This window comes from Leclercia sp. AS011 (assembly GCF_037152535.1).
Taxonomy (GTDB): Bacteria; Pseudomonadota; Gammaproteobacteria; order Enterobacterales; family Enterobacteriaceae; genus Enterobacter.
The window spans coordinates 172,085-197,244 of the sequence record NZ_JBBCMA010000005.1 but is presented as its reverse complement, the minus strand read 5'-3'; the positions used below and the strand labels follow the sequence as shown (position 1 = coordinate 197,244).

Annotated in this window: 25 protein-coding genes; 16 read left to right on the top strand and 9 right to left on the bottom strand. The window is 58.2% G+C overall.

What is annotated here, in order from left to right:
* The first annotated feature begins 16 nt into the window (after nt 1–16).
* The 7 genes from mtlD (at nt 17) to trmL (ending at nt 6,665) form a co-directional block, all read left to right on the top strand.
* A complete protein-coding gene (gene mtlD, locus WFO70_RS18445; RefSeq protein ID WP_337018200.1) occupies nt 17–1,165 on the top strand; it encodes a mannitol-1-phosphate 5-dehydrogenase in 1,149 nt (382 codons plus the stop codon).
* On the top strand, nt 1,162–1,752 hold the full coding sequence (gene mtlR, locus WFO70_RS18440; RefSeq protein ID WP_337018198.1) for a mannitol operon repressor MtlR: 591 nt from the start codon (nt 1,162–1,164) through the stop codon (nt 1,750–1,752). Before mtlD ends, mtlR begins: the two co-directional genes overlap by 4 nt.
* A 59-nt stretch (nt 1,753–1,811) precedes the next feature.
* Nucleotides 1,812–2,174 carry a YibL family ribosome-associated protein gene (locus tag WFO70_RS18435; protein WP_337018196.1) on the top strand — a complete coding sequence of 121 codons (363 nt, stop codon included), beginning with the start codon at nt 1,812–1,814 and terminating at the stop codon, nt 2,172–2,174.
* A gap of 271 nt (nt 2,175–2,445) precedes the next feature.
* Nucleotides 2,446–4,101, top strand: a complete 1,656-nt coding sequence (lldP, locus tag WFO70_RS18430; RefSeq protein ID WP_337018194.1) for an L-lactate permease — start codon at nt 2,446–2,448, stop codon at nt 4,099–4,101.
* Nucleotides 4,098–4,871 (top strand): transcriptional regulator LldR, encoded by a 774-nt coding sequence (gene lldR / locus WFO70_RS18425; protein WP_337018192.1) that lies wholly within the window; start codon nt 4,098–4,100, stop codon nt 4,869–4,871. The genes lldP and lldR overlap by 4 nt, the downstream gene beginning before the upstream one ends.
* The gene (lldD, locus tag WFO70_RS18420; RefSeq protein WP_337018190.1) at nt 4,868–6,055 is read left to right on the top strand and encodes an FMN-dependent L-lactate dehydrogenase LldD; all 1,188 of its coding nucleotides are present in this window, start codon (nt 4,868–4,870) and stop codon (nt 6,053–6,055) included. Before lldR ends, lldD begins: the two co-directional genes overlap by 4 nt.
* Nucleotides 6,056–6,191: 136 nt before the next feature.
* On the top strand, nt 6,192–6,665 hold the full coding sequence (trmL, locus tag WFO70_RS18415) for a tRNA (uridine(34)/cytosine(34)/5-carboxymethylaminomethyluridine(34)-2'-O)-methyltransferase TrmL (RefSeq protein ID WP_337018188.1): 474 nt from the start codon (nt 6,192–6,194) through the stop codon (nt 6,663–6,665).
* On the opposite strand, the gene cysE is transcribed toward trmL, so the two are convergent.
* From cysE to WFO70_RS18390, 5 genes are all read right to left on the bottom strand, one after another.
* Nucleotides 6,662–7,480, bottom strand: coding sequence for a serine O-acetyltransferase (cysE, locus tag WFO70_RS18410; RefSeq protein WP_106995462.1), 819 nt, complete (start codon nt 7,478–7,480; stop codon nt 6,662–6,664). The genes trmL and cysE overlap by 4 nt on opposite strands.
* 78 nt (nt 7,481–7,558) lie before the next feature.
* Complete coding sequence (gpsA, locus tag WFO70_RS18405) at nt 7,559–8,578, bottom strand: NAD(P)H-dependent glycerol-3-phosphate dehydrogenase (protein WP_337018186.1); 1,020 nt, start codon at nt 8,576–8,578, stop codon at nt 7,559–7,561.
* The gene (gene secB / locus WFO70_RS18400; RefSeq protein WP_032615746.1) at nt 8,578–9,045 is read right to left on the bottom strand and encodes a protein-export chaperone SecB; all 468 of its coding nucleotides are present in this window, start codon (nt 9,043–9,045) and stop codon (nt 8,578–8,580) included. Before secB ends, gpsA begins: the two co-directional genes overlap by 1 nt.
* 33 nt (nt 9,046–9,078) lie before the next feature.
* Nucleotides 9,079–9,330, bottom strand: coding sequence for a glutaredoxin 3 (gene grxC, locus WFO70_RS18395; protein ID WP_103177738.1), 252 nt, complete (start codon nt 9,328–9,330; stop codon nt 9,079–9,081).
* A 14-nt stretch (nt 9,331–9,344) separates the two neighbouring features.
* Nucleotides 9,345–9,776, bottom strand: a complete 432-nt coding sequence (locus WFO70_RS18390) for a rhodanese-like domain-containing protein (RefSeq protein WP_333852713.1) — start codon at nt 9,774–9,776, stop codon at nt 9,345–9,347.
* Nucleotides 9,777–10,024: 248 nt separating this feature from the next.
* Here WFO70_RS18390 and gpmM point away from each other — a divergent pair, with 248 nt between their 5' ends.
* From gpmM to WFO70_RS18375, 3 genes are read left to right on the top strand one after another with little or no spacing between them, the layout of a single operon-like run.
* Nucleotides 10,025–11,572 carry a 2,3-bisphosphoglycerate-independent phosphoglycerate mutase gene (gene gpmM, locus WFO70_RS18385; protein WP_337018184.1) on the top strand — a complete coding sequence of 516 codons (1,548 nt, stop codon included), beginning with the start codon at nt 10,025–10,027 and terminating at the stop codon, nt 11,570–11,572.
* 33 nt (nt 11,573–11,605) lie between these two features.
* Nucleotides 11,606–12,865, top strand: a complete 1,260-nt coding sequence (envC, locus tag WFO70_RS18380) for a murein hydrolase activator EnvC (RefSeq protein ID WP_337018292.1) — start codon at nt 11,606–11,608, stop codon at nt 12,863–12,865.
* A gap of 3 nt (nt 12,866–12,868) precedes the next feature.
* Complete coding sequence (locus WFO70_RS18375) at nt 12,869–13,813, top strand: divergent polysaccharide deacetylase family protein (RefSeq protein ID WP_337018182.1); 945 nt, start codon at nt 12,869–12,871, stop codon at nt 13,811–13,813.
* Between the two features lie 23 nt (nt 13,814–13,836).
* Here the strand turns inward: WFO70_RS18375 and WFO70_RS18370 are convergent, their stop codons facing one another.
* The 3 genes from WFO70_RS18370 to kbl form a co-directional block, all read right to left on the bottom strand.
* Complete coding sequence (locus WFO70_RS18370) at nt 13,837–14,637, bottom strand: glycosyltransferase family 2 protein (protein WP_337018180.1); 801 nt, start codon at nt 14,635–14,637, stop codon at nt 13,837–13,839.
* A gap of 139 nt (nt 14,638–14,776) precedes the next feature.
* The gene (gene tdh / locus WFO70_RS18365) at nt 14,777–15,802 is read right to left on the bottom strand and encodes an L-threonine 3-dehydrogenase (RefSeq protein WP_039030152.1); all 1,026 of its coding nucleotides are present in this window, start codon (nt 15,800–15,802) and stop codon (nt 14,777–14,779) included.
* Between the two features lie 9 nt (nt 15,803–15,811).
* The gene (gene kbl / locus WFO70_RS18360; RefSeq protein WP_337018178.1) at nt 15,812–17,008 is read right to left on the bottom strand and encodes a glycine C-acetyltransferase; all 1,197 of its coding nucleotides are present in this window, start codon (nt 17,006–17,008) and stop codon (nt 15,812–15,814) included.
* 215 nt (nt 17,009–17,223) lie between these two features.
* Here kbl and rfaD point away from each other — a divergent pair, with 215 nt between their 5' ends.
* The 5 genes from rfaD to WFO70_RS18335 are packed head-to-tail and all read left to right on the top strand — an operon-like array spanning nt 17,224 to nt 22,404.
* Entirely contained in the window at nt 17,224–18,156 is a 933-nt protein-coding gene (gene rfaD, locus WFO70_RS18355; RefSeq protein ID WP_337018176.1) for an ADP-glyceromanno-heptose 6-epimerase, read from the top strand.
* A gap of 9 nt (nt 18,157–18,165) precedes the next feature.
* Nucleotides 18,166–19,212, top strand: coding sequence for an ADP-heptose--LPS heptosyltransferase RfaF (rfaF, locus tag WFO70_RS18350; protein ID WP_337018174.1), 1,047 nt, complete (start codon nt 18,166–18,168; stop codon nt 19,210–19,212).
* Between the two features lie 3 nt (nt 19,213–19,215).
* Nucleotides 19,216–20,202 (top strand): lipopolysaccharide heptosyltransferase RfaC, encoded by a 987-nt coding sequence (gene rfaC, locus WFO70_RS18345; protein ID WP_337018172.1) that lies wholly within the window; start codon nt 19,216–19,218, stop codon nt 20,200–20,202.
* A complete protein-coding gene (gene rfaQ / locus WFO70_RS18340; protein WP_337018170.1) occupies nt 20,195–21,298 on the top strand; it encodes a putative lipopolysaccharide heptosyltransferase III in 1,104 nt (367 codons plus the stop codon). Before rfaC ends, rfaQ begins: the two co-directional genes overlap by 8 nt.
* Complete coding sequence (locus WFO70_RS18335) at nt 21,295–22,404, top strand: glycosyltransferase family 4 protein (RefSeq protein ID WP_337018168.1); 1,110 nt, start codon at nt 21,295–21,297, stop codon at nt 22,402–22,404. The genes rfaQ and WFO70_RS18335 overlap by 4 nt, the downstream gene beginning before the upstream one ends.
* On the opposite strand, the gene WFO70_RS18330 is transcribed toward WFO70_RS18335, so the two are convergent.
* On the bottom strand, nt 22,383–23,486 hold the full coding sequence (locus tag WFO70_RS18330; RefSeq protein ID WP_337018166.1) for a glycosyltransferase family 4 protein: 1,104 nt from the start codon (nt 23,484–23,486) through the stop codon (nt 22,383–22,385). The two genes, WFO70_RS18335 and WFO70_RS18330, sit on opposite strands and share 22 nt — an antisense overlap.
* 256 nt (nt 23,487–23,742) lie before the next feature.
* Between WFO70_RS18330 and WFO70_RS18325 the strand changes: the two genes are divergently transcribed.
* Nucleotides 23,743–25,113, top strand: coding sequence for an O-antigen ligase family protein (locus tag WFO70_RS18325; RefSeq protein WP_337018164.1), 1,371 nt, complete (start codon nt 23,743–23,745; stop codon nt 25,111–25,113).
* Nucleotides 25,114–25,160: the final 47 nt, after the last annotated feature.

The following is a 25,160-nucleotide window of genomic DNA, read 5'->3' as shown; positions in this document are numbered from 1 at the left end:
TGATAAAGGTAATACGATGAAAGCATTACATTTCGGCGCAGGTAATATCGGTCGTGGTTTTATCGGCAAACTGCTGGCAGACGCGGGCATTACGCTGACATTCGCGGATGTGAATCAGACGGTACTGGATGCCCTGAATGCCCGTCATAGCTATCAGGTGCATGTGGTAGGTGAAAACGAGCAGGTGGAAACCGTGACCGGCGTGAATGCGGTCAGCAGCATTGGCGATGAGGTTATCGACCTGATCGCCAGCGTTGATCTGGTGACTACGGCGGTGGGCCCGGTGGTGCTGGAGCGTATCGCCCCGGCCATCGCCAAAGGGCTGGCAAAACGTAAAGCCCAGGGTAACAACACCCCGCTGAACATCATCGCCTGTGAAAACATGGTGCGCGGCACCACCCAGCTGAAAGGCCATGCGATGGCCGCCGTGGCTGACGAAGATAAAGCCTGGGTTGAAGCGCACGTGGGCTTTGTTGATTCCGCCGTGGACCGCATCGTTCCGCCGTCTGCCTCCGCCACCAACGACCCGCTGGAAGTGACCGTGGAAACCTTCAGCGAGTGGATCGTCGACAAAACCCAGTTCAAAGGCACGCTGCCTGAGATCGCCGGAATGGAATTAACCGATAACCTGATGGCATTTGTCGAGCGTAAGCTCTTCACGCTGAACACCGGGCATGCTATAACCGCCTACCTCGGTAAATTAGCCGGTCATCAGACCATTCGTGACGCCATTCTCGATGAGAACGTTCGCGCCGTGGTAAAAGGTGCAATGGACGAGAGCGGCGCGGTACTGATTAAACGCTACGGTTTTGATGCCGATAAACATGCGGCATATATTCAGAAAATCCTCGGTCGTTTTGAAAACCCGTATCTGAAAGATGACGTTGAGCGCGTAGGCCGTCAGCCGCTGCGCAAGCTGAGCGCAGGCGATCGTCTGATCAAGCCGCTGCTCGGCACGCTGGAATACGGTCTGCCGCACACCAGTCTGGTCAAAGGCATTGCTGCCGCGATGCACTACCGCAGCGAAGAAGATCCGCAGGCGCAGGAGCTGGCGCAGCTGATTGAAGAGAAGGGTCCACAGGCCGCGCTGGCGCAGGTATCCGGTCTGGATGCCAGTAGCGACGTGGTTCTGGAGGCGGTTAACGACTATAACGCAACCAAATGATGCAGGAACTGGCGCAGGTCATCCTGCGCCCGGAAGATAGATTGTCAGAAATGCAGGCAATAATGGAACAAACCCAGGCCTTTGAAAACCGTGTGCTGGAGCGTCTGAATGCTGGCAAAACCGTTCGAAGTTTCCTGATATCAGCCGTCGAGTTATTAACCGAGGCGGTGAATATCCTGGTGCTTCAGGTGTTTCGCAAAGACGACTACGCGGTGAAATACGCAGTTGAACCGTTGCTCGACGGCGACGGCCCCTTGGGCGATTTATCCGTGCGTCTGAAACTGATCTATGGCCTGGGCGTTATCAGCCGTCACGAGTATGAAGACGCCGAACTGCTGATGGCGCTGCGTGAAGAGCTGAATCACGACGGCAACGAGTATGCGTTCACTGACGACGAAATCCTCGGCCCGCTGGGCGAGCTGCACTGCGTGACCGCCCTGCCCCCGACGCCGCATTTTGAAACCAGCGACCCGGAGCTGTACGCGATGCAGAAGCAGCGTTACCAGCAGATCGTCCGTTCCACCATGGTTCTTTCCCTGACTGAGCTGATTTCCCGAATCAGCTTAAAAAAAGCGTTTCAGAAGTAAGCCTGCGCACATTGGTGTATCCTTCCCTGTAATCTCCCCTGTTTTTAGAGCTATTTGTGATGAAAGAAGTCGAAAAGAACGAAATTAAACGCCTGAGCGACCGCCTGGATCTGATCCGCCACCAGCAGGCCAGCCTCTCGCTGGTTGATGCCGCCGAGAAATACGCCGAGCTGGAAAAAGAGAAAGCGACGCTGGAAACCGAAATCGAGCGCCTGCGTAGCGTGAAAGATCAGAAGCTGAGCAAAGAAGCGCAGAAGCTGTCAAACCTGCCGTTCCGCCGTGCGATCACCAAAAAAGAACAGGCCGACATGGGCAAGCTGAAGAAAAGCGTGCGCGGCCTGGTGGTTGTCCACCCGATGACCGAACTGGGTCGTGAAATGGGTCTGAAAGAGATGACCGGCTTCAGCAAGACCGAGTTCTGATTTTTTGCCGGGTGGCGCGACGCTACCCGGCCTGCCGTTCTCCTTCCCCTTTCAAATTGGTCCAACCAATCCTCTGACCAACCCTCCTTTGGTTCACATTTCCATAATCTTTGCTCACAAACCCATTGCCGGCCAATAACATTTGGTTAACCATTTGTTGTCATTAACCCTACATCACACTATTGGCAGGACCACTTTTACACGCAATGTGACGCCGAGATGAGCACAGACTCACCGCGCCGCAGGAAGTGTGGTCCTCAGGAGACCTGCAATGAGCCTCTGGCAACAAAACTACGATCCGGCAGGCAATATCTGGCTATCAAGCCTGATTGCCTCGCTGCCTATCCTGTTCTTCTTCTTTGCGCTGATTAAGCTCAAGCTGAAGGGATACCTTGCCGCGACGTACACCGTGGCTATCGCCCTGATGGTGGCGCTGTTCTTCTACAAAATGCCGGTGGATCGTGCCCTGGCCTCGGTCATCTATGGCTTCTTCTACGGCCTGTGGCCGATAGCGTGGATCATCATCGCCGCGGTCTTCGTCTATAAAATCTCGGTCAAAACCGGGCAGTTCGATATTATCCGCTCGTCGATTCTCTCCATTACGCCGGACCAGCGTCTGCAGATGCTGATCGTCGGCTTCTCCTTCGGGGCGTTCCTTGAAGGGGCGGCCGGTTTCGGTGCGCCGGTGGCGATCACCGCCGCGCTGCTGGTCGGGCTGGGCTTTAACCCGCTGTATGCCGCGGGCCTGTGTCTGATCGTCAACACCGCGCCGGTGGCCTTTGGCGCGATGGGTATTCCGATTCTGGTCGCCGGCCAGGTGACCGGGCTGGACAGCTTTGAGATCGGCCAGATGGTAGGCCGTCAGCTGCCGTTCCTGACCATTATCGTGCTGTTCTGGATCATGGCGATTATGGACGGCTGGCGCGGCGTGAAAGAGACCTGGCCTGCGGTGATGGTTGCAGGCGGTTCGTTCGCGATTGCCCAGTATCTCAGCTCCAACTTCCTCGGCCCGGAACTGCCGGACATTATCTCCTCCCTGGTGTCGCTGGTCTGCCTGACGCTGTTCCTCAGACGCTGGCAGCCGGTGCGGATCTTCCGCTTTGCCGATATGGGCGCCTCGCAGGTTGATATGACCCTGGCCCGCACCCGCTATACCCCGGGACAGATTGTACGCGCCTGGTCGCCGTTCCTGTTCCTCACCGCCACGGTCACCCTGTGGAGCGTGCCGCCGTTCAAAGCCCTGTTTGCCCCGAACGGCGCGCTGTACGACATGGTGGTGAACATCTCCGTGCCGTTCCTCGACAAGATGGTCGCCCGTATGCCGCCGGTGGTGCACGACGCCACGCCGTACGCAGCGGTGTTCAAGTTTGACTGGTTCTCCGCCACCGGTACGGCGATCCTGTTTGCCGCTATCCTTTCCGTGGTGTGGCTGCGCATGAAGCCTGCCGCGGCGGTACAGACCTTTGCAGCGACGATTAAAGAGCTGATGCTGCCGATCTACTCCATCGGCATGGTGCTGGCGTTCGCGTTTATCTCGAACTACTCCGGCCTGTCGTCAACCCTGGCGCTGGCCCTGGCGCACACCGGACATGCGTTCACCTTCTTCTCGCCGTTCCTCGGCTGGCTGGGGGTCTTCCTGACCGGGTCAGACACCTCGTCCAACGCCCTGTTTGCGGCCCTGCAGGCCACTGCCGCCCAGCAGATTGGCGTGTCGGATGTGCTGCTGGTCGCGGCTAACACCACCGGTGGCGTGACCGGGAAGATGATCTCCCCGCAGTCCATCGCCATTGCCTGTGCGGCAGTCGGCCTGGTGGGCAAAGAATCGGATCTGTTCCGCTTTACCGTGAAGCACAGCCTGATATTCACCTGCATGGTGGGGGTGATCACCACCCTGCAGGCCTATGTCTTAACCTGGATGATCCCATGATAGTGATGCCCAGACGCCTGTCCGACGAGATTGCCTCTCGCGTGCGGGCGCTGATTGAAGAACAGCAGCTGGAGGCGGGCATGAAATTGCCCGCCGAGCGCCAGCTTGCCGCCCAGCTTGGCGTGTCGCGCAACTCATTGCGCGAAGCCCTGGCGACCCTGGTCAGCGAAGGAGTACTGCTGAGCCGTCGCGGCGGCGGGACTTTTGTACGCTGGCAGCATGAAGACTGGTCCGGACAAAATATCGTTCAGCCGCTGAAAACGCTGATGGAAAACGATCCGGACTACAGCTTCGACATCCTTGAAGCGCGTCACGCTATCGAAACCAGTACCGCCTGGCACGCGGCGATGCGGGCCACCGAGGCCGACAAAGAGAAGCTCAAAGCCTGCTTTGAGGCCACCCAAAGCAGCGATCCGGATATCGCCTCCCAGGCCGACGTGCGTTTTCACCTGGCGATTGCCGAGGCGTCGCACAACGTGGTGCTGCTCCAGACCATGCGCGGGTTCTTCGACCTGCTGCAATCCTCCGTGAAGCAGAGCCGCCAGCGCATGTATCTGGTCCCGCCGGTGTTTGCCCGGCTCACGGAACAGCACGAGGCGGTGCTCAACGCCATTCTGACCGGGGATGCCGAAGCTGCCCGTCAGGCGATGATGGCGCATCTGGGCTTCGTGCATACCACCATTAAACAATTCGATGAAGATCAGGCCCGACAGGCGCGCATTACCCGTCTGCCTGGCGACAACGACATTTCCAGGGAGAACAAAGCATGATTATTTCCGCCGCCAGTGATTACCGCGCCGCCGCGCAACGCATCCTGCCGCCGTTCCTGTTCCACTACATCGACGGCGGGGCTTACTCTGAGTACACCCTGCGCCGCAACGTGGAAGATCTGTCCCAGGTGGCCCTGCGCCAGCGCGTGCTAAAGAATATGTCCGACCTGAGCCTTGAGACAAAGCTGTTCAACGCAACGCTCTCCATGCCGGTAGCCCTCGCCCCTGTCGGCCTGTGCGGCATGTACGCCCGCCGGGGTGAAGTGCAGGCCGCAGCGGCCGCCGATGCCAAAGGCATTCCCTTTACCCTCTCTACCGTGTCCGTCTGCCCGATTGAAGAGGTGGCTCCGACCATCAAGCGCCCGATGTGGTTCCAGCTGTACGTTCTGCGCGATCGCGGCTTTATGCGTAATGCCCTGGAGCGCGCCAAAGCGGCGGGCTGTTCCACACTGGTCTTTACCGTCGATATGCCGACGCCTGGTGCCCGCTATCGCGATGCGCACTCGGGGATGAGCGGTGCGAATGCGGCGATGCGCCGCTACTGGCAGGCGGTAACCCATCCGCAGTGGGCGTGGGATGTGGGGCTCAACGGCCGTCCGCACGATCTGGGGAATATCTCTGCCTATCTGGGTAAACCGACCGGGCTGGAAGATTACATTGGCTGGCTGGCAAATAACTTCGATCCGTCGATCTCGTGGAAAGACCTGGAGTGGATCCGTGAGTTCTGGGATGGCCCGATGGTGATCAAAGGGATCCTCGATGCGGAAGATGCCCGGGATGCGGTGCGTTTTGGCGCTGACGGCATTGTGGTGTCGAACCACGGTGGTCGCCAGCTGGACGGGGTGCTCTCCTCAGCCCGCGCCCTGCCCGCCATTGCCGACGCGGTAAAAGGGGATATTGCGATTCTGGCGGACTCGGGGATCCGCAACGGTCTGGACGTGGTGCGTATGATTGCCCTCGGTGCCGATACGGTCCTGCTGGGGCGGGCCTATCTCTACGCCCTGGCGACCCACGGCCAGGCGGGCGTGGCGAATCTGCTCAATCTGATCGAGAAAGAGATGAAGGTGGCGATGACGCTTACCGGAGCGAAATCCATCCGTGAGATCAGCAAGGAGATGCTGGTGCAGGAGCTGAGTAAGATCCCTGCCGGGCTGGCACCGCTGGCGCAGGGGGACGCGGCCTAGATTGGTGCGGTCTGATCCCCTCACCCCGGCCCTCTCCCGAAGGGAGAGGGAGAAAAGAAAGTCCCCTCTCCCTCTGGGAGAGGGTTAGGGTGAGGGAAAAATTCTGCTATTCTGCCCGCGAAATTAAGGGGGCAGCATGCTTAACATCGTCTTATTCGAACCAGAAATTCCACCTAATACCGGCAACATTATTCGCCTGTGCGCCAATACCGGTTTCCGTCTGCATATCATCGAGCCGATGGGCTTTACGTGGGACGACAAACGCCTGCGCCGCGCCGGGCTGGATTATCACGAATTCACCGCCGTGGTACGTCATAAGGATCAGGCCGCGTTTATGGACACGGAGAAACCGGAACGGATTTTTGCCCTGACCACCAAAGGTACGCCTGCCCACAGCGCGGTGAGCTATCAGGAAGGCGATTATCTGCTGTTTGGCCCGGAAACGCGTGGCCTACCGGCCACCATTCTTGATGCCCTGCCTGCCGAACAAAAAATCCGTATTCCGATGATGCCGGACAGCCGCAGCATGAACCTGTCAAATGCGGTGTCGGTAGTGGTGTATGAAGCCTGGCGCCAGCTGGGGTATGCGGGCGCCATTATCAAAGGTTAAATCCCGTCGCCATACTCAAAGGTATGGTGACCGTTAAAGAACTGATCCATATCCATCGCCGGTTTATCGCTGTCTGGCCTGCCGACGATACGCGCCGGAACGCCTGCGGCGGTGGTATGTGGCGGCACAGGTTGCAGCACCACCGAACCGGCGCCGATTTTCGCGCCGCGCCCGACTTCAATGTTGCCGAGGATCTTCGCCCCTGCGCCAATCATCACCCCTTCACGGATTTTCGGGTGGCGATCGCCGCTGGTTTTCCCGGTCCCGCCGAGGGTCACGGACTGCAGGATCGACACGTCGTTTTCAATCACCGCCGTTTCACCCACCACAATACCGGTGGCGTGGTCGAGCATGATCCCGCGGCCAATCTTCGCCGCCGGGTGGATATCAACCTGGAAGCTCACAGAGACCTGGTTTTGCAGGAAGATTGCCAGCGCGCGGCGGCCTTCGTTCCACAGCCAGTGGCCGATGCGGTACGACTGCAGGGCGTGGAAACCTTTCAGATAGAGCAGCGGCGTAGAGTATTTATCCACCGCCGGGTCGCGATTGCGTACCGCCTGAATATCATAGGCTGCAGAGGCGATCATCTCAGGGTCGGCCGCGTAGGCCTCTTCCACCACCTCGCGAATGGCGATGGCCGGCATAATCGGTGACGCCAGTTTGTTGGCGAGCATATAGCTCAGGGCGCTGCCGAGGTTTTCGTGCTTGAGTAGCGTCGCATGGTAGAAACTGGCGAGCATTGGCTCACAGTCGGCCAGAGCCCGGGCTTCGGCTTTAATATTGTTCCAGACGATATCCAGTTCTTCACACGGCATTGCTTACTCCAGACGTAATGTAATGACCGGCCAGTTCTTTGCCGGCCGGGTCATTCAGGTGATAACGCTTTCCTGCAGTTAACTGCTGCTACGCTCGTCCTTGCGTGCGCGACCTAATAAGGTCAATGCTGCCTCGCGCGCATTTTTTCCGCAATACAATACCTGATAAATTTCCTCGGTTATTGGCATTTCGACACCAAAGCGGTGTGCCAACTCGCGGACTTCTTTGGTATTACGGTAGCCTTCCACCACCTGACCGATCTTCTCCTGCGCGCCGATGACATCCATGCCCTGGCCGAGCATCATGCCAAAACGACGGTTGCGCGACTGGTTGTCGGTACAGGTCAGCACCAGATCGCCTAAGCCTGCCATCCCCATAAAGGTGGCCGGATCGGCACCGAGCGCCGCGCCCAGACGGGACATTTCGGTCAGCCCGCGGGTGATCAGCGCCGTACGCGCGTTCGCGCCAAAGCCGATACCGTCAGACATGCCCGCACCGATCGCGATAACGTTCTTCACCGCGCCGCCCAGCTGAACACCGATAAAATCGGGGTTGCTGTAGACGCGGAAGCTTTTACCGCAGTGCAGAAGCTGTTGCAGATCGTCGGCGAAGGTCTCATCGGTCGAGGCCAGCGAAATGGCCGTTGGCAGCCCAGCCGCCAGCTCTTTCGCAAAGGTTGGGCCGGAGATCACCGCCAGCGGAATGGTATCGCCCAGCGCTTCGCGGGCCACATCCTGCAGCAGACGGCCGGTCTCGGCTTCCAGCCCTTTGGTCGCCCAGACCACGCGCGCATCATCACGCATCAGCGGTTTAATCTGTCGCAGCACCTGGCCAAACACGTGGCTCGGCACAACGATCAGAATATTACGGCTCGCGGCCAGCGCGGACGCCAGGTCGCTTTCAAGATGCAGTGAGTCAGGGAAAGGTACATCGGGGAGAAACGCAACGTTGCAGCGATCGGCTTCTAACGTTGCGATATGTTTAGGATCGTGGCCCCAGAGAACCACTTCGTGCCCATTTCTTGCCAGGGTGATGGCAAGAGCGGTGCCGTAAGAGCCGGCACCGATCACAGTCATTGACGCATTGACAGTACTCATCAGGCATCCTGATGTTGTTCAGTACCTTCGCCAGCTTGCTGCTGCAGATAGTTCATAAACAGCGCATCGAAGTTCACCGGCGCAAGGTTCAGTTGCGGGAACGTACCGCGGGAAACCAGGCTGGTGATGCATTCACGGGCATACGGGAACAGGATGTTCGGGCAGTATGCACCCAGGCAATGCGCCATCTGATTACCTTCGATGCCGCCGATGGAGAAGATGCCGCCCTGCTGTACTTCGCACAGGAATGCAGTCTCTTCGCCCAGAGAGGCGGTTACGGTAACACGCAGTACGACTTCATACACATCTTCCGCCAGCTGGGTGGAAGCGGTATCCAGATCAAGTTTAACCTCTGGCTGCCAGTCTTTCTGGAAAACATGCGGCGCATTTGGAGCTTCGTAGGAGACGTCTTTGGTATAAATGCGCTGGATCTGGAAAGTCATCTCGGTGTTGTTTTGTTCTGACATGGAAATACCCTTTTTTTATTGTCCTAAAACGCCTTAGCGCAGCAGGGGATCAAGTCCACCACGCGCATCGAGCGCATACAAGTCATCACAGCCGCCAATGTGCTGCGCATCGATAAAAATCTGCGGAACCGTCGTACGGCCACTACGTTTAATCATCTCTTCGCGCTTCGCGGCATCGCCATCAATAGGCAGTTCCTGGAAGGTAACGCCTTTGCTGTCCAGCAGCGCTTTCGCACGATGGCAGAACGGGCAGGTCGCTTTGGTGTAGATCTCGATATTGGCCATGACTCAACTCCTGTTTATTTACCGCGAACCAGAGGCAGATTCTCGCCGCTCCAGCCAGAGATGCCGTCTTTCAGGACAGTGACATTTGCAAAGCCTGCTTTGACGAGGTTATTTGCGGGCTCCTGAGCCTGCATACCGGTGCCATCAACGACAATAACGGGTTTGTCTTTATGCTTTTCCAGTTCGCCAAGGTTATTGGCTTTGATTTCGGTCGGCAGCAGGTTAATCGCACCTGCAATATGGCCTTTACGGAAATCGTCACGCTGACGCAGATCGACTACCACTGCCTCTTCTTTATTGATAAGGCGCGTGGCTTCGCCGCGGGTGATCACCTTCACTTTAGAGGTGAGGCCTTTGAACGTGGTGAAAAGTACGGCTGCCAGTAGACCAATCCACGCGATACAAAGTATGGGGTGGCGGCTGACAAATTGCATAATTTCTTGCATGGGGGGTAACGACTCCCGACTGAGTGAATAAAAAACCAGGACAGGAGTATACCTGTGCGTTGTGGCAAATACAGCCAGCGACAATAAGCTAATCCATTTTCTGCGTGCTGCCACGAAAAAAAAGACCAAAATTCCCCTCTCCTTGCCCTTACCCCGGCGGTTTCTTTGATCTTCTGCGGCTATTTGATCGATTCAGCTGTAGTAAAATTACGCAAATTTTTTGTCTTTTGAGCAAAGAGGTTGTCGCAATGTCGGTTTCTAAAAAACCTATGGTACTGATGATTCTGGATGGCTATGGCTATCGTGAAGATCAGCAGGATAACGCCATTTTCAACGCTAAAACCCCGGTCATGGATGCACTGTGGGCACAACGTCCTCATACGCTGATTGATGCGTCCGGCCTGGAAGTGGGTCTGCCCGATCGTCAGATGGGTAACTCCGAAGTTGGGCACGTCAACCTTGGCGCGGGACGCATTGTTTATCAGGACCTGACCCGTCTGGATGTTGAAATTAAAGAACGCACCTTCTTTGCCAATCCGGTGCTGACTGGCGCGGTTGAGAAAGCCGCCGCGGCAGGCAAAGCGGTGCACATTATGGGTCTGCTCTCCGCCGGTGGCGTTCACAGCCACGAAGATCACATCATGGCGATGGTCGAGCTGGCCGCGGAAAAAGGGGCAGACAAAATTTATCTGCACGCTTTCCTCGATGGCCGCGACACCCCGCCGCGCAGCGCTAAATCTTCCCTGCAGGCCTTTGAAGACAAGTTTGTCGCCCTCGGCAAAGGCCGCGTGGCCTCCATCATTGGCCGCTACTACGCCATGGATCGCGACAACCGTTGGGATCGCGTAGAGCAGGCCTACAATCTGCTGGTTGAAGCCAAAGGCGAGTTCCAGGCCAACAGCGCCGTTGCTGCTCTGGAAGCCGCTTACGCCCGCGATGAAAACGACGAATTCGTAAAAGCGACCGTGATCCGCGCCGAAGGCCAGGCCGATGCCGCGATGGAAGACGGCGACGCGCTGATCTTCATGAACTTCCGTGCTGACCGCGCCCGCGAAATCACCCGCGCCTTCGTCAACGCGGACTTCGACGGCTTTGCCCGTAAAAAAGAGGTCAAGCTGGGTGATTTCGTGATGCTGACCGAATATGCCGCCGACATCAAAGCACCGTGCGCCTATCCGCCGTCATCGCTGGCGAATACCTTCGGCGAGTGGATGGCGAAGCATGACAAGACCCAGCTGCGCATCTCCGAAACCGAGAAATATGCTCACGTCACCTTCTTCTTTAACGGCGGCGTGGAAGAGTCGTTCAAAGGTGAAGACCGCATTCTGATCAACTCCCCGAAAGTGGCGACCTACGATCTGCAGCCAGAGATGAGCTCTGCCGAACTGACCGAAAAGCTGGTTGCAGCCATCGAAAGCGGCAAATACGACGCCATCATCTGTAACTACCCGAACGGCGACATGGTGGGCCATACCGGGGTGATGGAAGCGGCGATCAAAGCGATTGAAGCTCTGGATGGGTGCATTGAGCAGGTGACCAAAGCCGTGGAAGCCGTTGGCGGCCAGATGCTGATCACCGCCGACCACGGCAACGCCGAGCAGATGCGCGATCCGGCCACCGGCCAGGCGCACACCGCGCATACCAACCTGCCGGTACCGATGATTTATGTCGGTGATAAATCAGTTAAAGCAGTGGATGGCGGTAAGCTTTCAGACGTTGCCCCGACCATGCTGACCCTGATGGGGATGGAAATCCCGCAAGAGATGACTGGCAAGCCGCTGTTCATCGTGGAATAATCCTTCCCCATGAGGGGAAAGGCGATTGTTTCAATCACATGGGTCGTGAAGCCGTTACGGTTATCAGTCAGGCCTTTACTTTACGCCAGCGTGCTCAGCGCTGGCGTATTGTTGTGCGCGGCATCCGCCCAGGCGGACGAGCGCGATCAGCTCAAAACCATTCAGGCCGATATCGCGGCTAAAGAGCGGGCGGTACGCCAGCAACAGCAGCAACGCTCTTCCCTGCTTGAGCAGCTCAAAAAGCAGGAAGAGGCGATCTCCGCGGCGGCACGCAAGCTGCGAGAAACCCAGAACACCCTCAGCGTATTGAATAAACAAATAGACGAGATGAATGCGTCTATCGCCAAACTTGAGCTTCAGCGTGCGGCTCAGGAGCGCAATCTTGCCGCCCAGCTAGACGCGGCCTTCCGCCAGGGTGAACACACCGGCGTACAGCTGATCCTCAGCGGCGAAGAGAGCCAGCGCGGTCAGCGCCTGCAGGCCTATTTCGGCTACCTTAACCAGTCCCGCCAGGAGACCATCGCCCAGCTGAAGCAGACGCGGGAAGAGGTCACCACGCAAAAAGCGGAGCTGGAAGAGAAGCAGAGCCAGCAGCAGACCCTGCTTTACGATCAGCAGGCCCAGCAGGCCAAACTGGAGCAGGCGCGCAACGAGCGTAAGAAAACCCTCGCCGGTCTTGAATCCTCCATTCAGCAAGGTCAGAGCCAGCTGAGCGAAATGCGCGCCAACGAATCAAAACTGCGTAACAGCATCGCCCGCGCGGAAGCGGCCGCCAAAGCGCGTGCCGAGAAAGAGGCCCGTGAAGCGCAGGTCGTTCGCGACAAGCAGCAGGAAGCCTCCCGCAAAGGCACCACCTACAAGCCAACCGAAAACGAACGCTCGCTAATGTCGCGAACCGGCGGTCTGGGCTCGCCGCGCGGCCAGGCTTACTGGCCGGTGCGGGGCTCAATTCTGCATCGCTATGGCGAACAGCTGCAGGGTGAGCTACGTTGGAAGGGGATTGTTATCGGTGCATCGGAAGGTAGCGAAGTCAAAGCTATTGCCGATGGCCGGGTGATCCTCGCTGACTGGCTGCAGGGCTACGGCCTGGTGGTGGTGGTTGAGCACGGGAAAGGCGACATGAGTCTTTACGGCTACAACCAGAGCGCCCTGGTCAGCGTCGGCACCCAGGTGCGTGCTGGTCAGGCTATCGCCCTCGTGGGCAGCAGTGGCGGTCAGGGCCGCCCGTCACTCTATTTCGAAATTCGTCGCCAGGGTCAGGCGGTCAATCCACAGCCGTGGTTGGGAAGATAAGTTTTGCTTCAATTTCGTCGTATGGTTCTCCCCTTCGTCAGCGCACTGGCGCTGGCGATGCCGGTTTACGCAGGTAAACTCGCTATTGTCATTGATGACTTCGGTTATCGTCCTCACACAGAAAATCAGGTGCTGGCAATGCCATCCGCCATCTCCGTCGCCGTGCTGCCGAACGCGCCTCACGCTCATGAGATGGCCACCAAAGCCCATAACAGCGGGCACGAAGTGTTGATCCATCTGCCGATGGCCCCGCTCAGTAAACAGCCGCTGGAAAAAGATACCCTTCGCCCGGAGATGAGCAGCGAGGAGATCGAGCGCATCATCCGCGAGGCGTATGGCAAAGTACCTTACGCCGTGGGGCTGAATAACCATATGGGCAGCGCCATGACCTCCAGCCTGTTTGGCATGCAGAAGGTGATGCAGTCCCTGGCGCGCTACAACCTCTACTTCCTCGACAGCATGACCATCGGCAACAGCCAGGCGATGCGCGCCGCGCAGGGCACCGGAGTGAAGGTGATTAAGCGCAAAGTGTTCCTCGATGACACGCAAAACGAAGCCGACATCCGCTTCCAGTTTAACCGCGCCGTGCAGGTAGCCCGCCGATCGGGTTGGGCTATCGCCATTGGTCACCCGCATCCGTCCACCGTTCGCGTGTTACAGCAGATGCTGCCGACCCTGCCCGGGGATATCACCCTGGTGCCGGCGAGCAGCCTGCTCAATGAGCCCCAGGTGGACACCTCCCGCCCGGCCAGCCCGCCACCCGCCGGAACGGCGCCGGGCGCAAAACCGCGTAACCCGTTCCGCGGCGTGACGCTCTGTGCGCCTAAGCAACCGCCAGAGCCGGTCTATGTGACCCGCTACTTCTCGGTGATTGGGGAGAGCATCAGCCAGAGTACGCTGGTGAAATACGTCCAGCTGCAGTGGCAGGGTTGGGGTAAGAAAAGCTAAACCCCGCCGTAAGGCGGGATCGCTTATTCAATGACGTGAGAGTCTGCGTGCTTTTTGTCCGCAGACTCTTTTTGTTCCTGGTGTTGATACCAGGCTTTGAAGTATTTCAGGAAGCTGTAAAAGGTGGCATAGAGACCGGTCACTACTCCCACTCTCCCCTGGCGCCACGCGCCGCTGAACAGATACCACTTGAAGAACGCGCCGATGGCGCTGATCACGCCGCGCGCAATCGAAGGGCGTACGGTCTGGTACTTCACCAGACGGCTGGTGTAGCTGTTCAGCTTGTTGAAGACCTCGTGCAGTGAATAGAAGGTGTCATGGCGCACGCGGCCCGGGATTTTAACCGACTGGATCGCCCCTTCCACTTTGTCGTCCACCGGGCGCTGATTAAACCGCGCCTGAGTACGGTTAAAGAGCCGTACCGGAAAATCGGGCGAGGAGATGGGATAAATCGTCCGCACCTCTTCCCCCAGCACATGCCAGTAGCGGGCGATGCGCCATGCCTGCTGCGGATGAGGTTCCTCACCCGCCTTCAGGCGCAGAATAAAATCGACGGTTTCGGCATCCAGAATTTCATCGCTGTCCATGCACAGCACCCAGTCATTGCTCGCCAGCTCGATAGCGTGGTTCATCTGCACGCCATGCATGGTATAGGGCTGGTGATGGGGCGTGATGCCATATTCCTGGCAAATCGCCAACGTGGCGTCGTGGCTGCCCGAGTCGAGGACGATGATCTCATCGGCAACCACGATCAAGGGAGGCAGGACTTCACGCAGCAGTCGTGCTGAGTTACAGGTCAATAAACAAACGGTGAGCTTGAACATAGGCGCTGTAAAGTTGAGTAAACTTCCCCAAACTCTATAAGCGCAGGCTGAAAAAAGCGAAGGAAACCTGGTAATTATCCACAAGTGGACTGAAAAACGTGAGGCCTGCGTGAAAAAAAGCGCCCGCAGGCGCTCTTTTTTAGTTCCAGCTCAGGATCACTTTCCCTGACTGGCCCGAACGCATCGCGTCAAAGCCCTGCTGGAACTCATCGATGGAGAAGCGATGAGTGATGATGGGCGACAGATCCAGACCGGACTGAATCAGCGCGGCCATCTTGTACCAGGTTTCGAACATCTCGCGGCCATAAATGCCCTTGATAAACAGCCCCTTGAAGATGACCTTGTTCCAGTCGATGGACATATCTGATGGCGGAATACCCAGCATCGCAATACGGCCGCCGTGGTTCATGGTGTCGAGCATGGTGCGGAATGCCGGTGGCGCACCGGACATCTCCAGGCCGACGTCAAAGCCTTCGGTCATCCCCAGCTCTTCCATCACGTCGTTCAGGTTCTCTTTCGAGACATCCACCGCACGGGTCACGCCCATCTTACGCGCCAGCGACAGACGGTATTCGTTGACGTCGGTGATCACCACGTTGCGGGCACCTACGTGTTTGGCTACCGCTGCCGCCATGATACCGATCGGGCCTGCGCCGGAGACCAGCACGTCTTCGCCCACCAGGTCGAAGGACAGGGCCGTGTGCACCGCGTTGCCGAACGGGTCGAAGATAGAGGCCAGATCGTCAGAGATGTTGTCCGGGATTTTGAAGGCGTTGAACGCCGGGATCACCAGATATTCTGCGAAGCAGCCCGGGCGATTGACGCCCACGCCGACGGTGTTGCGGCACAGATGCGTGCGCCCGCCGCGGCAGTTACGGCAGTGGCCGCAGGTGATGTGGCCTTCGCCGGAGACGCGGTCGCCAATTTTAAAGCCTTTCACTTCCTGACCAATGCCCACCACTTCGCCGACATATTCGTGACCGACCACCATCGGCACCGGAATGGTCTTCTGCGACCACTGGTCCCAGTTGTAGATATGCACATCGGTACCGCAGATGGCGGTTTTCCGAATTTTGATCAGCAGATCGTTATGACCGACTTCCGGCTCCGGAACGTCGGTCATCCAGATGCCTTCTTCTGCTTTCAGTTTGGATAATGCTTTCATTACGCGTCCTCAGGCAATCACGCCCAGTTGTTTGCCGATGCGGGTAAAGGCTTCCACCGCACGCTCAATTTGTTCAGGGGAATGCGCCGCCGACATCTGGGTGCGAATACGCGCCTGACCTTTTGGCACCACCGGGAAGAAGAAACCGGTGACGTAAATCCCCTCTTTTTGCAGCTCGCGGGCAAAGTTCTGCGCCACCACGGCATCGCCCAGCATCACCGGGATAATGGCGTGATCGGCACCGGCCAGGGTAAAGCCCGCCGCGGTCATTTTTTCCCGGAACAGGCGAGCGTTAGCCCACAGACGGTCACGCAGTTCGGCACCGGACTCCACCATCTCCAGCACCTTGATGGAGGCGGAAACAATGGCCGGGGCCAGGGAGTTGGAGAACAGGTACGGACGAGAACGCTGACGCAGCCACTCCACCACCTCTTTACGCGCGGCGGTATAGCCGCCGGACGCGCCGCCGAGCGCTTTGCCCAGGGTACCGGTGATAATGTCCACGCGGCCCATCACGTCGCAGTATTCGTGGGAACCACGGCCGTTTTCGCCGACAAAGCCGACCGCGTGAGAGTCATCGACCATCACCAGCGCATCGTATTTGTCCGCCAGGTCGCAGACGCCCTTCAGGTTGGCGATCACGCCGTCCATGGAGAACACGCCGTCGGTGGCGATCAGCACATGGCGCGCCCCGCCCTCGCGGGCCTCTTTCAGACGCGCTTCCAGCTCAACCATGTCGTTGTTGGCGTAGCGGAAACGCTTCGCTTTACACAGGCGCACGCCGTCGATGATCGACGCGTGGTTCAGGGCATCGGAAATAATGGCATCTTCCGCCCCAAGCAGGGTCTCAAACAGACCGCCGTTGGCGTCGAAACAGGAAGAGTACAGAATCGCATCTTCCATGCCGAGGAAGGCGGCTAGCTTGCTCTCCAGCGCCTTGTGGCTGTCCTGGGTGCCGCAGATGAAACGCACGGAGGCCATGCCAAAACCGTGGGTGTCCATGCCTGCCTTTGCGGCAGCGATCAGCTCAGGGTGATTCGCAAGACCTAAATAGTTGTTGGCGCAGAAGTTGATCACGTGGCTGCCGTCGGCAACGGTGATATCCGCCTGTTGAGCGGAGGTAATGATTCGCTCTTCTTTGAACAACCCTTCCGCTCGCGCGGTTTCCAGGTCACTGTTTAACTGTTTGTAAAAATCACCACGCATTGCAATTCTCCAGACTCGGCAAATTTCGGCACATATTACCCAAAGCTATACGTTGATACGAGATGACGCATTAACTGTTCTCGTTTTTGCAGCATAAATCACGTGTACCCCTGCGCGATGTCGGTGAATGGCTGATGGGGAGTCATACTAATGATATGATATGACTATTAGCGTCCGGGATTGTCCCCGGACTCCACACTTCAAAGGTTACAGCTATGATCATCGTTACCGGCGGCGCGGGCTTTATCGGCAGCAATATTATTAAGGCCCTCAATGACAAAGGCATCACCGACATCCTGGTGGTGGACAACCTGAAAGACGGCACCAAGTTTGTTAACCTGGTGGATCTGAACATTGCCGACTACATGGATAAAGAAGATTTCCTTATCCAGATTATGGCGGGTGAAGAGTTCGGTGAGATCGAGGCTATCTTCCATGAGGGTGCCTGCTCTTCCACCACCGAGTGGGACGGCAAGTACATGATGGATAACAACTATCAGTACTCTAAAGAGATCCTGCACTACTGCCTGGAGCGTGAAATCCCGTTCCTGTATGCCTCTTCTGCGGCGACCTACGGTGGACGCACCTCGGACTTTATTGAATCCCGTGAATACGAGCAGCCGCTGAACGTCTACGGCTACTCCAAGTTCCTGTTCGACGAATACGTGCGCCAGGTGCTGCCAGAAGCGAACTCGCAGATCGTTGGCTTCCGCTACTTCAACGTGTACGGACCGCGCGAAGGCCACAAAGGCAGCATGGCGAGCGTGGCATTCCACCTCAATACCCAGCTGAACAATGGCGAAACCCCGAAACTGTTCGAAGGCAGTGATGGCTTCAAGCGCGACTTCGTCTACGTGGGCGACGTGGCGGCGGTGAACCTGTGGTTCTGGGAAAATGGCGTCTCCGGGATCTTCAACCTGGGCACCGGCCGCGCGGAATCTTTCCAGGCCGTGGCTGACGCAACGCTGGCGTATCACAAGAAAGGCAGCATTGAGTACATCCCGTTCCCGGACAAGCTGAAAGGCCGCTACCAGGCATTTACCCAGGCGGATCTGACCAACCTGCGCGCCGCTGGCTATGACAAGCCGTTCAAGACCGTTGCCGAAGGGGTAACGGAATATATGGCCTGGCTGAATCGCAACGCGTAAGAAATAAGCATGAAGATACTGGTGATCGGCCCGTCATGGGTGGGCGACATGATGATGTCGCAAAGTCTCTATCGCACGCTCAAGGCGCGCTATCCCCAGGCGATAATCGACGTGATGGCACCCGCGTGGTGCCGTCCGCTGTTATCGCGGATGCCGGAAGTCAATGAAGCGATCCCGATGCCGCTCGGCCACGGGGCGCTGGAGCTTGCCGAACGCCGCAAGCTCGGCCATAACCTGCGCGACAAGCGCTATGACCGCGCCTGGGTGCTGCCAAACTCCTTTAAATCTGCCCTGGTGCCTTTCTTTGCGGGCATCCCGCACCGTACCGGCTGGCGTGGAGAGATGCGCTACGGCCTGCTGAACGACGCCCGGATCCTGGATAAAGAAGCCTGGCCGCTGATGGTGGAGCGTTACGTGGCGCTGGCCTACGACAAAGGCGTGATGCGCAGCGCGAAGGATCTCCCCCAGCCGCTGCTGTGGCCGCAGCTGCAGGTTAACGAGGGAGAAAAATCCCAGACCTGCAACGCCTTTGGCCTGTTGCCCGATCGTCCGCTGATTGGCTTCTGCCCCGGCGCGGAGTTCGGCCCGGCGAAACGCTGGCCGCACTATCACTATGCTGAACTGGCGAAGCAGCTGATCGACGAAGGCTATCAGATTGTGCTGTTCGGCTCGGCGAAAGATCATGAAGCGGGGAATGAAATTCTCGCCGCGCTGAGCATCGAGCAGCAGGCCTGGTGCCGCAATCTGGCCGGGGAAACCCAGCTGGAGCAGGCTGTGATCCTGCTGGCCGCCTGTAAAGCCGTGGTCACTAACGACTCCGGCCTGATGCACGTTGCCGCGGCGCTGAACCGCCCGCTGGTGGCGCTGTACGGCCCGAGTAGCCCGGACTTTACTCCGCCGCTCTCGCATAAAGCGCGGGTGATCCGCCTCATCACCGGCTACCACAAAGTGCGTAAGGGTGACGCCGCCGAAGGCTATCACCAGAGCCTGATCGACATTACCCCGCAGCGTGTCCTCGACGAGCTTAACGAACTGCTGTTGAGCGAAGAAGGATAACGGATGCGGGTATTGATCGTTAAAACCTCCTCGATGGGCGACGTGCTGCACACCCTGCCCTCGCTCACCGACGCCATGCAGGCGATCCCGGGTATCCGTTTTGACTGGGTCGTGGAAGAGGGCTTCGCGCAGATCCCAACCTGGCACGAAGCCGTAGACCGGACGATCCCGGTGGCGATCCGTCGCTGGCGCAAAGCCTGGTTCTCCGCCCCTATTAAGGCTGAGCGTCAGGCCTTCCGCGACGCGGTCCAGGCCCAGCGTTACGATGCGATCATCGACGCCCAGGGGCTGGTCAAAAGCGCGGCGCTGGTCACCCGACTGGCGCACGGCGTGAAGCACGGCATGGACTGGCACAGCGCTCGCGAGCCGCTGGCGAGCCTGTTCTACAACCGCCGCCACGCGATCGCCAGGCAGCAACACGCGGTGGAACGCACCCGGGAGCTGTTCGCCAAAAGCCTGGGTTATGCAAAACCTGCCAGGCAGGGGGATTACGCGATCTCCCGGCACTTCCTGCACGATGCGGAGCACACAGGCGCGCCTTACCTCATCTTCCTGCACGCCACCACCCGGGATGATAAGCACTGGCCGGAAGCCCACTGGCGCGACCTGATCGGCCTGCTGAGCGGTACGGGTCTGCGCATCAGGCTCCCGTGGGGAGCCCCGCACGAAGAGGCCCGGGCGAAGCGGCTGGCGGAAGGCTTTGATTATGTGGACGTGCTGCCCCGGATGAAGCTGGACGGCGTGGCGCAGCAGCTGGCGGGGGCAGCGGCGGTGGTGTCGGTGGATACCGGCCTCAGCCACCTGACGGCGGCGCTGGATCGTCCTAATATTACGCTTTACGGCCCGACGGATCCGGGTCTGATTGGCGGCTACGGCAAAAATCAATATATCTGCCGCCCGGAACATTCATCGCAGTTGAGCGACCTTTCCGCCGCTGCGGTTTTTGCGCAATTAGAGCCGTTGCTGGCAGCAGAGAGAGCCTATGTCTGATTTTTTCTCAGCGGAGCGCCCACCGAAGCGCGTGCTGATCGTTAAGCTGCGTCACCACGGTGACGTCCTGCTGACCTCGCCGGTGTTTACGGTGTTGAAAAAGAACTACCCCGATGTGGAAGTAGATGCCCTGGTGTATGACGACACCCAGGCGATGCTCACCAGCCATCCGTATATCGATCAAGTACATACCATCGGCCGCAACTGGCGCAAAAAAGGCTGGTTCGCACAGTTCCGCCTGTACCGCGCGCTGCTCACGACCCTGAAGGCGCGTCAGTATGACGTGCTGATCAACCTCACCGAACACTGGCACGGCGCGCGTCTGGCGCGTCGTCTGAAACCGCGCGTTTCCGTCGGCTTTAAGCCCGATAAACGCAGCGGGCTGGCACGTCGTCGCTGGGTGAAATCCTTCACCACCCTCTATCCGGCGATCCAGGATAACAGCCGCCATATGGTGGAGGTGAATCTGGATGCGCTGCGGCGGATCGGCATTCATCCGCAGACCGAGGCCGACAAACATACCCTGTTTGTGCCGGGCGATGCGGCAGAAGCCTCGATTGCGGAAAAACTGGCCGGATTTGGGCTGGCGAGCCAGTCCTACATTCTGGTGCACCCGACGTCGCGCTGGATGTTTAAGGCCTGGGATATCAACAAGCTGGCGGCGACCATTGATACCCTGGCGGCCCGCGGCCTGCCGATTATCCTCTCTGCGGCACCGTCCAAAGAAGAGACCGCTTATATGGATGAGCTGCGTGCCGCACTCACCCAGCCGGTGTTTGACTTAAGCGGTCAGCTAAATCTGAAAGAGCTGGGTGCGCTGATGAAGCACGCGCGGGTCTACTTTGGCGTCGATTCGATGCCGATGCACCTCGCCAGCGCGGTGGGAACGCCAACCGTCGCGATCTTCGGCCCGACCGGGGCGATCAAGTGGGCTCCGTGGGGGGTGAACTACCGGGTGATCGTTGCCGGATTTACCTGCCAGCCCTGCGGTAAAGCGGGCTGCGGCGACAGCGGCGTCTCCGACTGCATTACGGCCATCACCCCGCAAATGGTGCTGAGCGCGATTGATACGCTGCTGCTGGAAAACCCGGCATGAAGCTGGCTATCGTCCGACAGACCTATAACCCCAACGGCGGCGCGGAGCGTTTTGTCTCCCGCGCGCTGAACGTGCTGGCGCAGGATACGGCCCTGGATGTGACGCTGATTGCCCGTCAGTGGGAGGACGCCGCCGGCTGGAAAACCCTGACGGTCAACCCGGCCTTCCGCAACCGTCTGGACCGCGAATCGGGTTTTGCCCACGCCGCGGCGGCGCAGTTTGCGCAGTTCGATATCGTGCAGAGTCACGAGCGTATTCCGGGGGCGACCATCTTCCGCGCCGGCGATGGCGTACATGCCACCTGGCTTGCGCAGTACAACCGCATCCAGTCGCCGCTGGCGCGCTGGGCGCAGTCCCTGAGCCGCTACCATCGCTATATTTTGCAGGCGGAAGCGCAGATGTTTACTCATCCTGCGCTACGTAAAGTGATCTGTAACTCGAAGATGGTGCGGGATGATATCGCCCGCCGTTTTGGCCTGCCGGATGACAAACTGACGGTGATCTACAACGGTGTGGATACCGCCCACTTCAGCCCGCAAGTGCGCTCGCTCTCACAGCGTGATGCGCTGGGGATCCCCCAGGCGGCCCCGGTGCTGGCCTACGTCGGTTCCGGGTTCAGCCGAAAAGGGGTAGCGACGGCGCTGCGCGCCATTGTTCCTCATGCGGATGCCTGGCTGCTGGTCGCCGGTCGCGATAAACACGCGCGCAAATTCGAAAAACTGGCCCAGACCCTCGGCGTGGCATCCCGGGTGCGTTTTCTGGGGCCGGTTGCGGATGTGCGCCAGGTCTACGGCACCGCCGACGCGCTGATCCTGCCGACGCTGTACGATCCCTTCCCGAATGTCTGCGTCGAAGCGCTGGCCTGCGGTCTGCCGCTGCTTACCAGCCCTGGCTGCGGCGCGGCGGAGTGGATTGAAGAGGGCGTTAACGGCTGGGTGCGCGACGCGCTCGACGCCGAAGGGTATCAGCAGGCGATCGGCCTCTGGCTGCAGGGTCGCGAACAGGGAGCGGATTATTCAGCAGCGGCACGCGCCACTGCTGAGCCTTATACCCTGGAACGGATGGCGAAAGAGCTGCAGACGCTCTACCGCGACCTGCTGCGCTGAGCCGCGGTGGAAAAGACCTTTTCCATCGCCTCCAGCATGCACTCACGGGTGAAATGGCTGCACAGATAATCGTACCCCTGCTGCGCCAGCTTTTCGCGTAGCGCGTCATCGCTGTATAACTGCATAATCGCCTCGCGCAGCGCCGTTTCGTCGCGCTGCGCTATCAGGATCCCGGTCTGGCCATTAATCACCGCATCTGCCGTGCCGCCCGCGTCGGTGGCGATAGTCGCAATTCGTGAGGCCAGCGACTGTAGCACGCCCTGCGGAACACCTTCCATATCGTGCGACGGGCTGAGCGCGACATCAAAGGCCGGGAACCAGCGCTCCGGATCGCTGCGGTGTCCCGCCATCACCACCCGCTGCTGCAATCCCAGGTCGATAATCTCCTGCTCCAGCGTCGCTTTATGTGGGCCTTCACCGACGATCGCCAGCCTGATGTGTGGATTATCAATGGTAGCCAGGGCGCGCAGCAGCACGCTATGGCCCTTGTTAGGCCGCAGGTGCGACACCACGCCCAGCCAGAAATCGGCCTGCGACAGGTCGCAGTGCTCACGGGCGGCCTGTTTATCCGCCGGGTGAAAACGCAGGGTATCCACGCCGCTCGGTACGGAGGTGCTCTGCGCCATCGGCACGCCGATATCCGCCATCTGCTGACGCAGCGCTTCTCCGGTGGTGACGATATGGGCGCAGGCTTTGCGAAACAGCCAGCGGGTAGTCCAGTTATTACGCGGAACGCCGGAGGCATGACGGGTACGCACCAGCGGAACCGGATCCGACAGGGTAAGATTAGCCAGCGCCACCAGCCAGGTATCGGCAGAATTATGGCTGTTGATGACATCAATGGACGGGCGGTTCTCTTTCAGCCAGCGGCGTAGCAGTTGCAGGTTACTCAGGTTTTTACGCCGAAGCGGCATAGTCACCACCCTTAACCCGGCATCGCGTGCCAGGCTATGTAGCGGTGCGCTTTCCGGACAAAGTATGGTCACCTGATGGCCGCGTTGAATCATCCCTAAGGACTCATTAATGATGCGTAAGGGCTGTCCTCCCTTACCACCGTCTGCTTCAGTGTGAACAATATGCATACTTTTCCTGTTTATTGTGCAATGACTTGCCATAACAACAAATTATAACCGTTACCGCCCGGGTAATACATAAAGCCTGGCGCCTGAATCCCCGTAACGGATTATTCTTGCTTACAAACATTGTCCTTCTGTAGGTCTGGCATTTGTGATAGTTTTCTCTGGCTTTTTATTTCCCACGGAAAAACCGTGGAGATCGCTCACAGCGTTGTTAACCAGCCGGTCAAGAGCCGAAAAATCTTTAACCAGCCCAAAATATATGACAAATACTCGTAACATTCTGACAGGCCTGTTAGTCCTTGCTGTACTGGCTTTATGTTTTATCTGGCCTATTCCCAACGATCAGCTGCCCTTTCACCGCAATGGATTGATTTATCCTATTGTCGCCGTGGCACTTGGCCTGTTTTTTAGTGGAGTAACAACCAGACAAAGGCTGGATTTAAGCAAAATTAAGTTCGTTCTTATTGTGATATGGGCGTTAACTTTCTTTATTGTGATTAATGGTTTTTTTGTTGCCCCCGACATAAAAGAGATGGTTTCTGCCTGGAGTGGCCAGTGGTTACGCCCGGTATTACTGTTCTGTGCTGGCCTGGTATTATTACCGGCGATCCAGAGAACATTCCCTTCAATGACTGCCGCCCGCTTCTTTACCCTGGTGATCCTCTTCTTCTGGGGCGTGGTCTGCGTACATTTGCTGGATTCAGTCTGGTTATACTGGCGCGACGGTTATATTCACTGGGGTGAAACGCGGATCGTCTATAACCGCACCCGCATGAGCTTCCAGGTCAACATGATTACCGGCTTTATCCTGGCTGAATTACTGGCGCGCGGTCTGCTGCATCAACGCTTCCTGCGCCTGAACACCCCCGTGCTGGCGGTGATGCTAATAAGTAATCTGCTGTGTACCGCGCTGGTGGACACCCGCTGGGGCACCATCGGTCTGGTCGGCAGTCTGTTCTCTACTTTCATTCTGCTGAGCCTGCACAGCATGCGACGTAGCAGAGTCATCGTCACTGGTGGCATTCTGGTAGGTCTTGTTGTTGCTTCTGCGCTACTCGGTTACGCCTCATGGAAAACCGACCCACGCTGGCAAAACCTTGAAAGCGATGCCATCGCGGGCTGGAATGCCCCCTTCACAAGCTTTTGCTACAACAAAACAGACGGAGCGGTACCCGTTAACAGCCTGGGTGTCCCCATGAATCATTCCAACGGCTGTCGGGCCAGCTTCTTCCATCAGGGCTGGAACCTGATTGCCGAGCACCCAGCGGGCGTAGGGGCCAAAAAAGAGGCCTTCCGCTATGTCCTCCGTCGGGATACCCAGGATAACCGTATTAACATTCCTCATAGCCATTACGGTCTGATTGAATTCGGTATTCAGAACGGTGTGATTGGCATTGCGGGCTGGCTGATCCTGCTGGTGGGCTGCTGGTATATCGGCTGGCGGGAGTTCCGCCGCGGCAAAATGATGGTGGGAATGTTCCTGCTGCTCTTTACCATCGGGTTCTTCTGCCGAACCATGGTCGATCACAACCTCAAAGATCACTATCTTGAGCAGTATATGTTACTGACCGGCCTGCTGGTTGGCATGTGCGCTCTGCGCCCTGGAAACACTGAAAAGCAAACGTCCTGATCGCTCTGACGCGCCAGCGGAATAATCACCCTGGCGCGGAACGCTTT

Excerpts from the sequence above, each read along its gene's own strand:
- mtlD (WP_337018200.1), top strand. The coding sequence starts at position 17 with ATGAAAGCATTACATTTCGGCGCAGGTAATATCGGTCGTGGTTTTATC.
- mtlR (WP_337018198.1), top strand. The coding sequence starts at position 1,162 with ATGATGCAGGAACTGGCGCAGGTCATCCTGCGCCCGGAAGATAGATTG.
- WFO70_RS18435 (WP_337018196.1), top strand. The coding sequence starts at position 1,812 with ATGAAAGAAGTCGAAAAGAACGAAATTAAACGCCTGAGCGACCGCCTG.
- lldP (WP_337018194.1), top strand. The coding sequence starts at position 2,446 with ATGAGCCTCTGGCAACAAAACTACGATCCGGCAGGCAATATCTGGCTA.
- lldR (WP_337018192.1), top strand. The coding sequence starts at position 4,098 with ATGATAGTGATGCCCAGACGCCTGTCCGACGAGATTGCCTCTCGCGTG.
- lldD (WP_337018190.1), top strand. The coding sequence starts at position 4,868 with ATGATTATTTCCGCCGCCAGTGATTACCGCGCCGCCGCGCAACGCATC.
- trmL (WP_337018188.1), top strand. The coding sequence starts at position 6,192 with ATGCTTAACATCGTCTTATTCGAACCAGAAATTCCACCTAATACCGGC.
- cysE (WP_106995462.1), bottom strand. The coding sequence starts at position 7,480 with ATGCCGTGTGAAGAACTGGATATCGTCTGGAACAATATTAAAGCCGAA.
- gpsA (WP_337018186.1), bottom strand. The coding sequence starts at position 8,578 with ATGAGTACTGTCAATGCGTCAATGACTGTGATCGGTGCCGGCTCTTAC.
- secB (WP_032615746.1), bottom strand. The coding sequence starts at position 9,045 with ATGTCAGAACAAAACAACACCGAGATGACTTTCCAGATCCAGCGCATT.
- grxC (WP_103177738.1), bottom strand. The coding sequence starts at position 9,330 with ATGGCCAATATCGAGATCTACACCAAAGCGACCTGCCCGTTCTGCCAT.
- WFO70_RS18390 (WP_333852713.1), bottom strand. The coding sequence starts at position 9,776 with ATGCAAGAAATTATGCAATTTGTCAGCCGCCACCCCATACTTTGTATC.
- gpmM (WP_337018184.1), top strand. The coding sequence starts at position 10,025 with ATGTCGGTTTCTAAAAAACCTATGGTACTGATGATTCTGGATGGCTAT.
- WFO70_RS18370 (WP_337018180.1), bottom strand. The coding sequence starts at position 14,637 with ATGTTCAAGCTCACCGTTTGTTTATTGACCTGTAACTCAGCACGACTG.
- tdh (WP_039030152.1), bottom strand. The coding sequence starts at position 15,802 with ATGAAAGCATTATCCAAACTGAAAGCAGAAGAAGGCATCTGGATGACC.
- kbl (WP_337018178.1), bottom strand. The coding sequence starts at position 17,008 with ATGCGTGGTGATTTTTACAAACAGTTAAACAGTGACCTGGAAACCGCG.
- rfaD (WP_337018176.1), top strand. The coding sequence starts at position 17,224 with ATGATCATCGTTACCGGCGGCGCGGGCTTTATCGGCAGCAATATTATT.
- rfaF (WP_337018174.1), top strand. The coding sequence starts at position 18,166 with ATGAAGATACTGGTGATCGGCCCGTCATGGGTGGGCGACATGATGATG.
- rfaC (WP_337018172.1), top strand. The coding sequence starts at position 19,216 with ATGCGGGTATTGATCGTTAAAACCTCCTCGATGGGCGACGTGCTGCAC.
- rfaQ (WP_337018170.1), top strand. The coding sequence starts at position 20,195 with ATGTCTGATTTTTTCTCAGCGGAGCGCCCACCGAAGCGCGTGCTGATC.
- WFO70_RS18335 (WP_337018168.1), top strand. The coding sequence starts at position 21,295 with ATGAAGCTGGCTATCGTCCGACAGACCTATAACCCCAACGGCGGCGCG.
- WFO70_RS18330 (WP_337018166.1), bottom strand. The coding sequence starts at position 23,486 with ATGCATATTGTTCACACTGAAGCAGACGGTGGTAAGGGAGGACAGCCC.
- WFO70_RS18325 (WP_337018164.1), top strand. The coding sequence starts at position 23,743 with ATGACAAATACTCGTAACATTCTGACAGGCCTGTTAGTCCTTGCTGTA.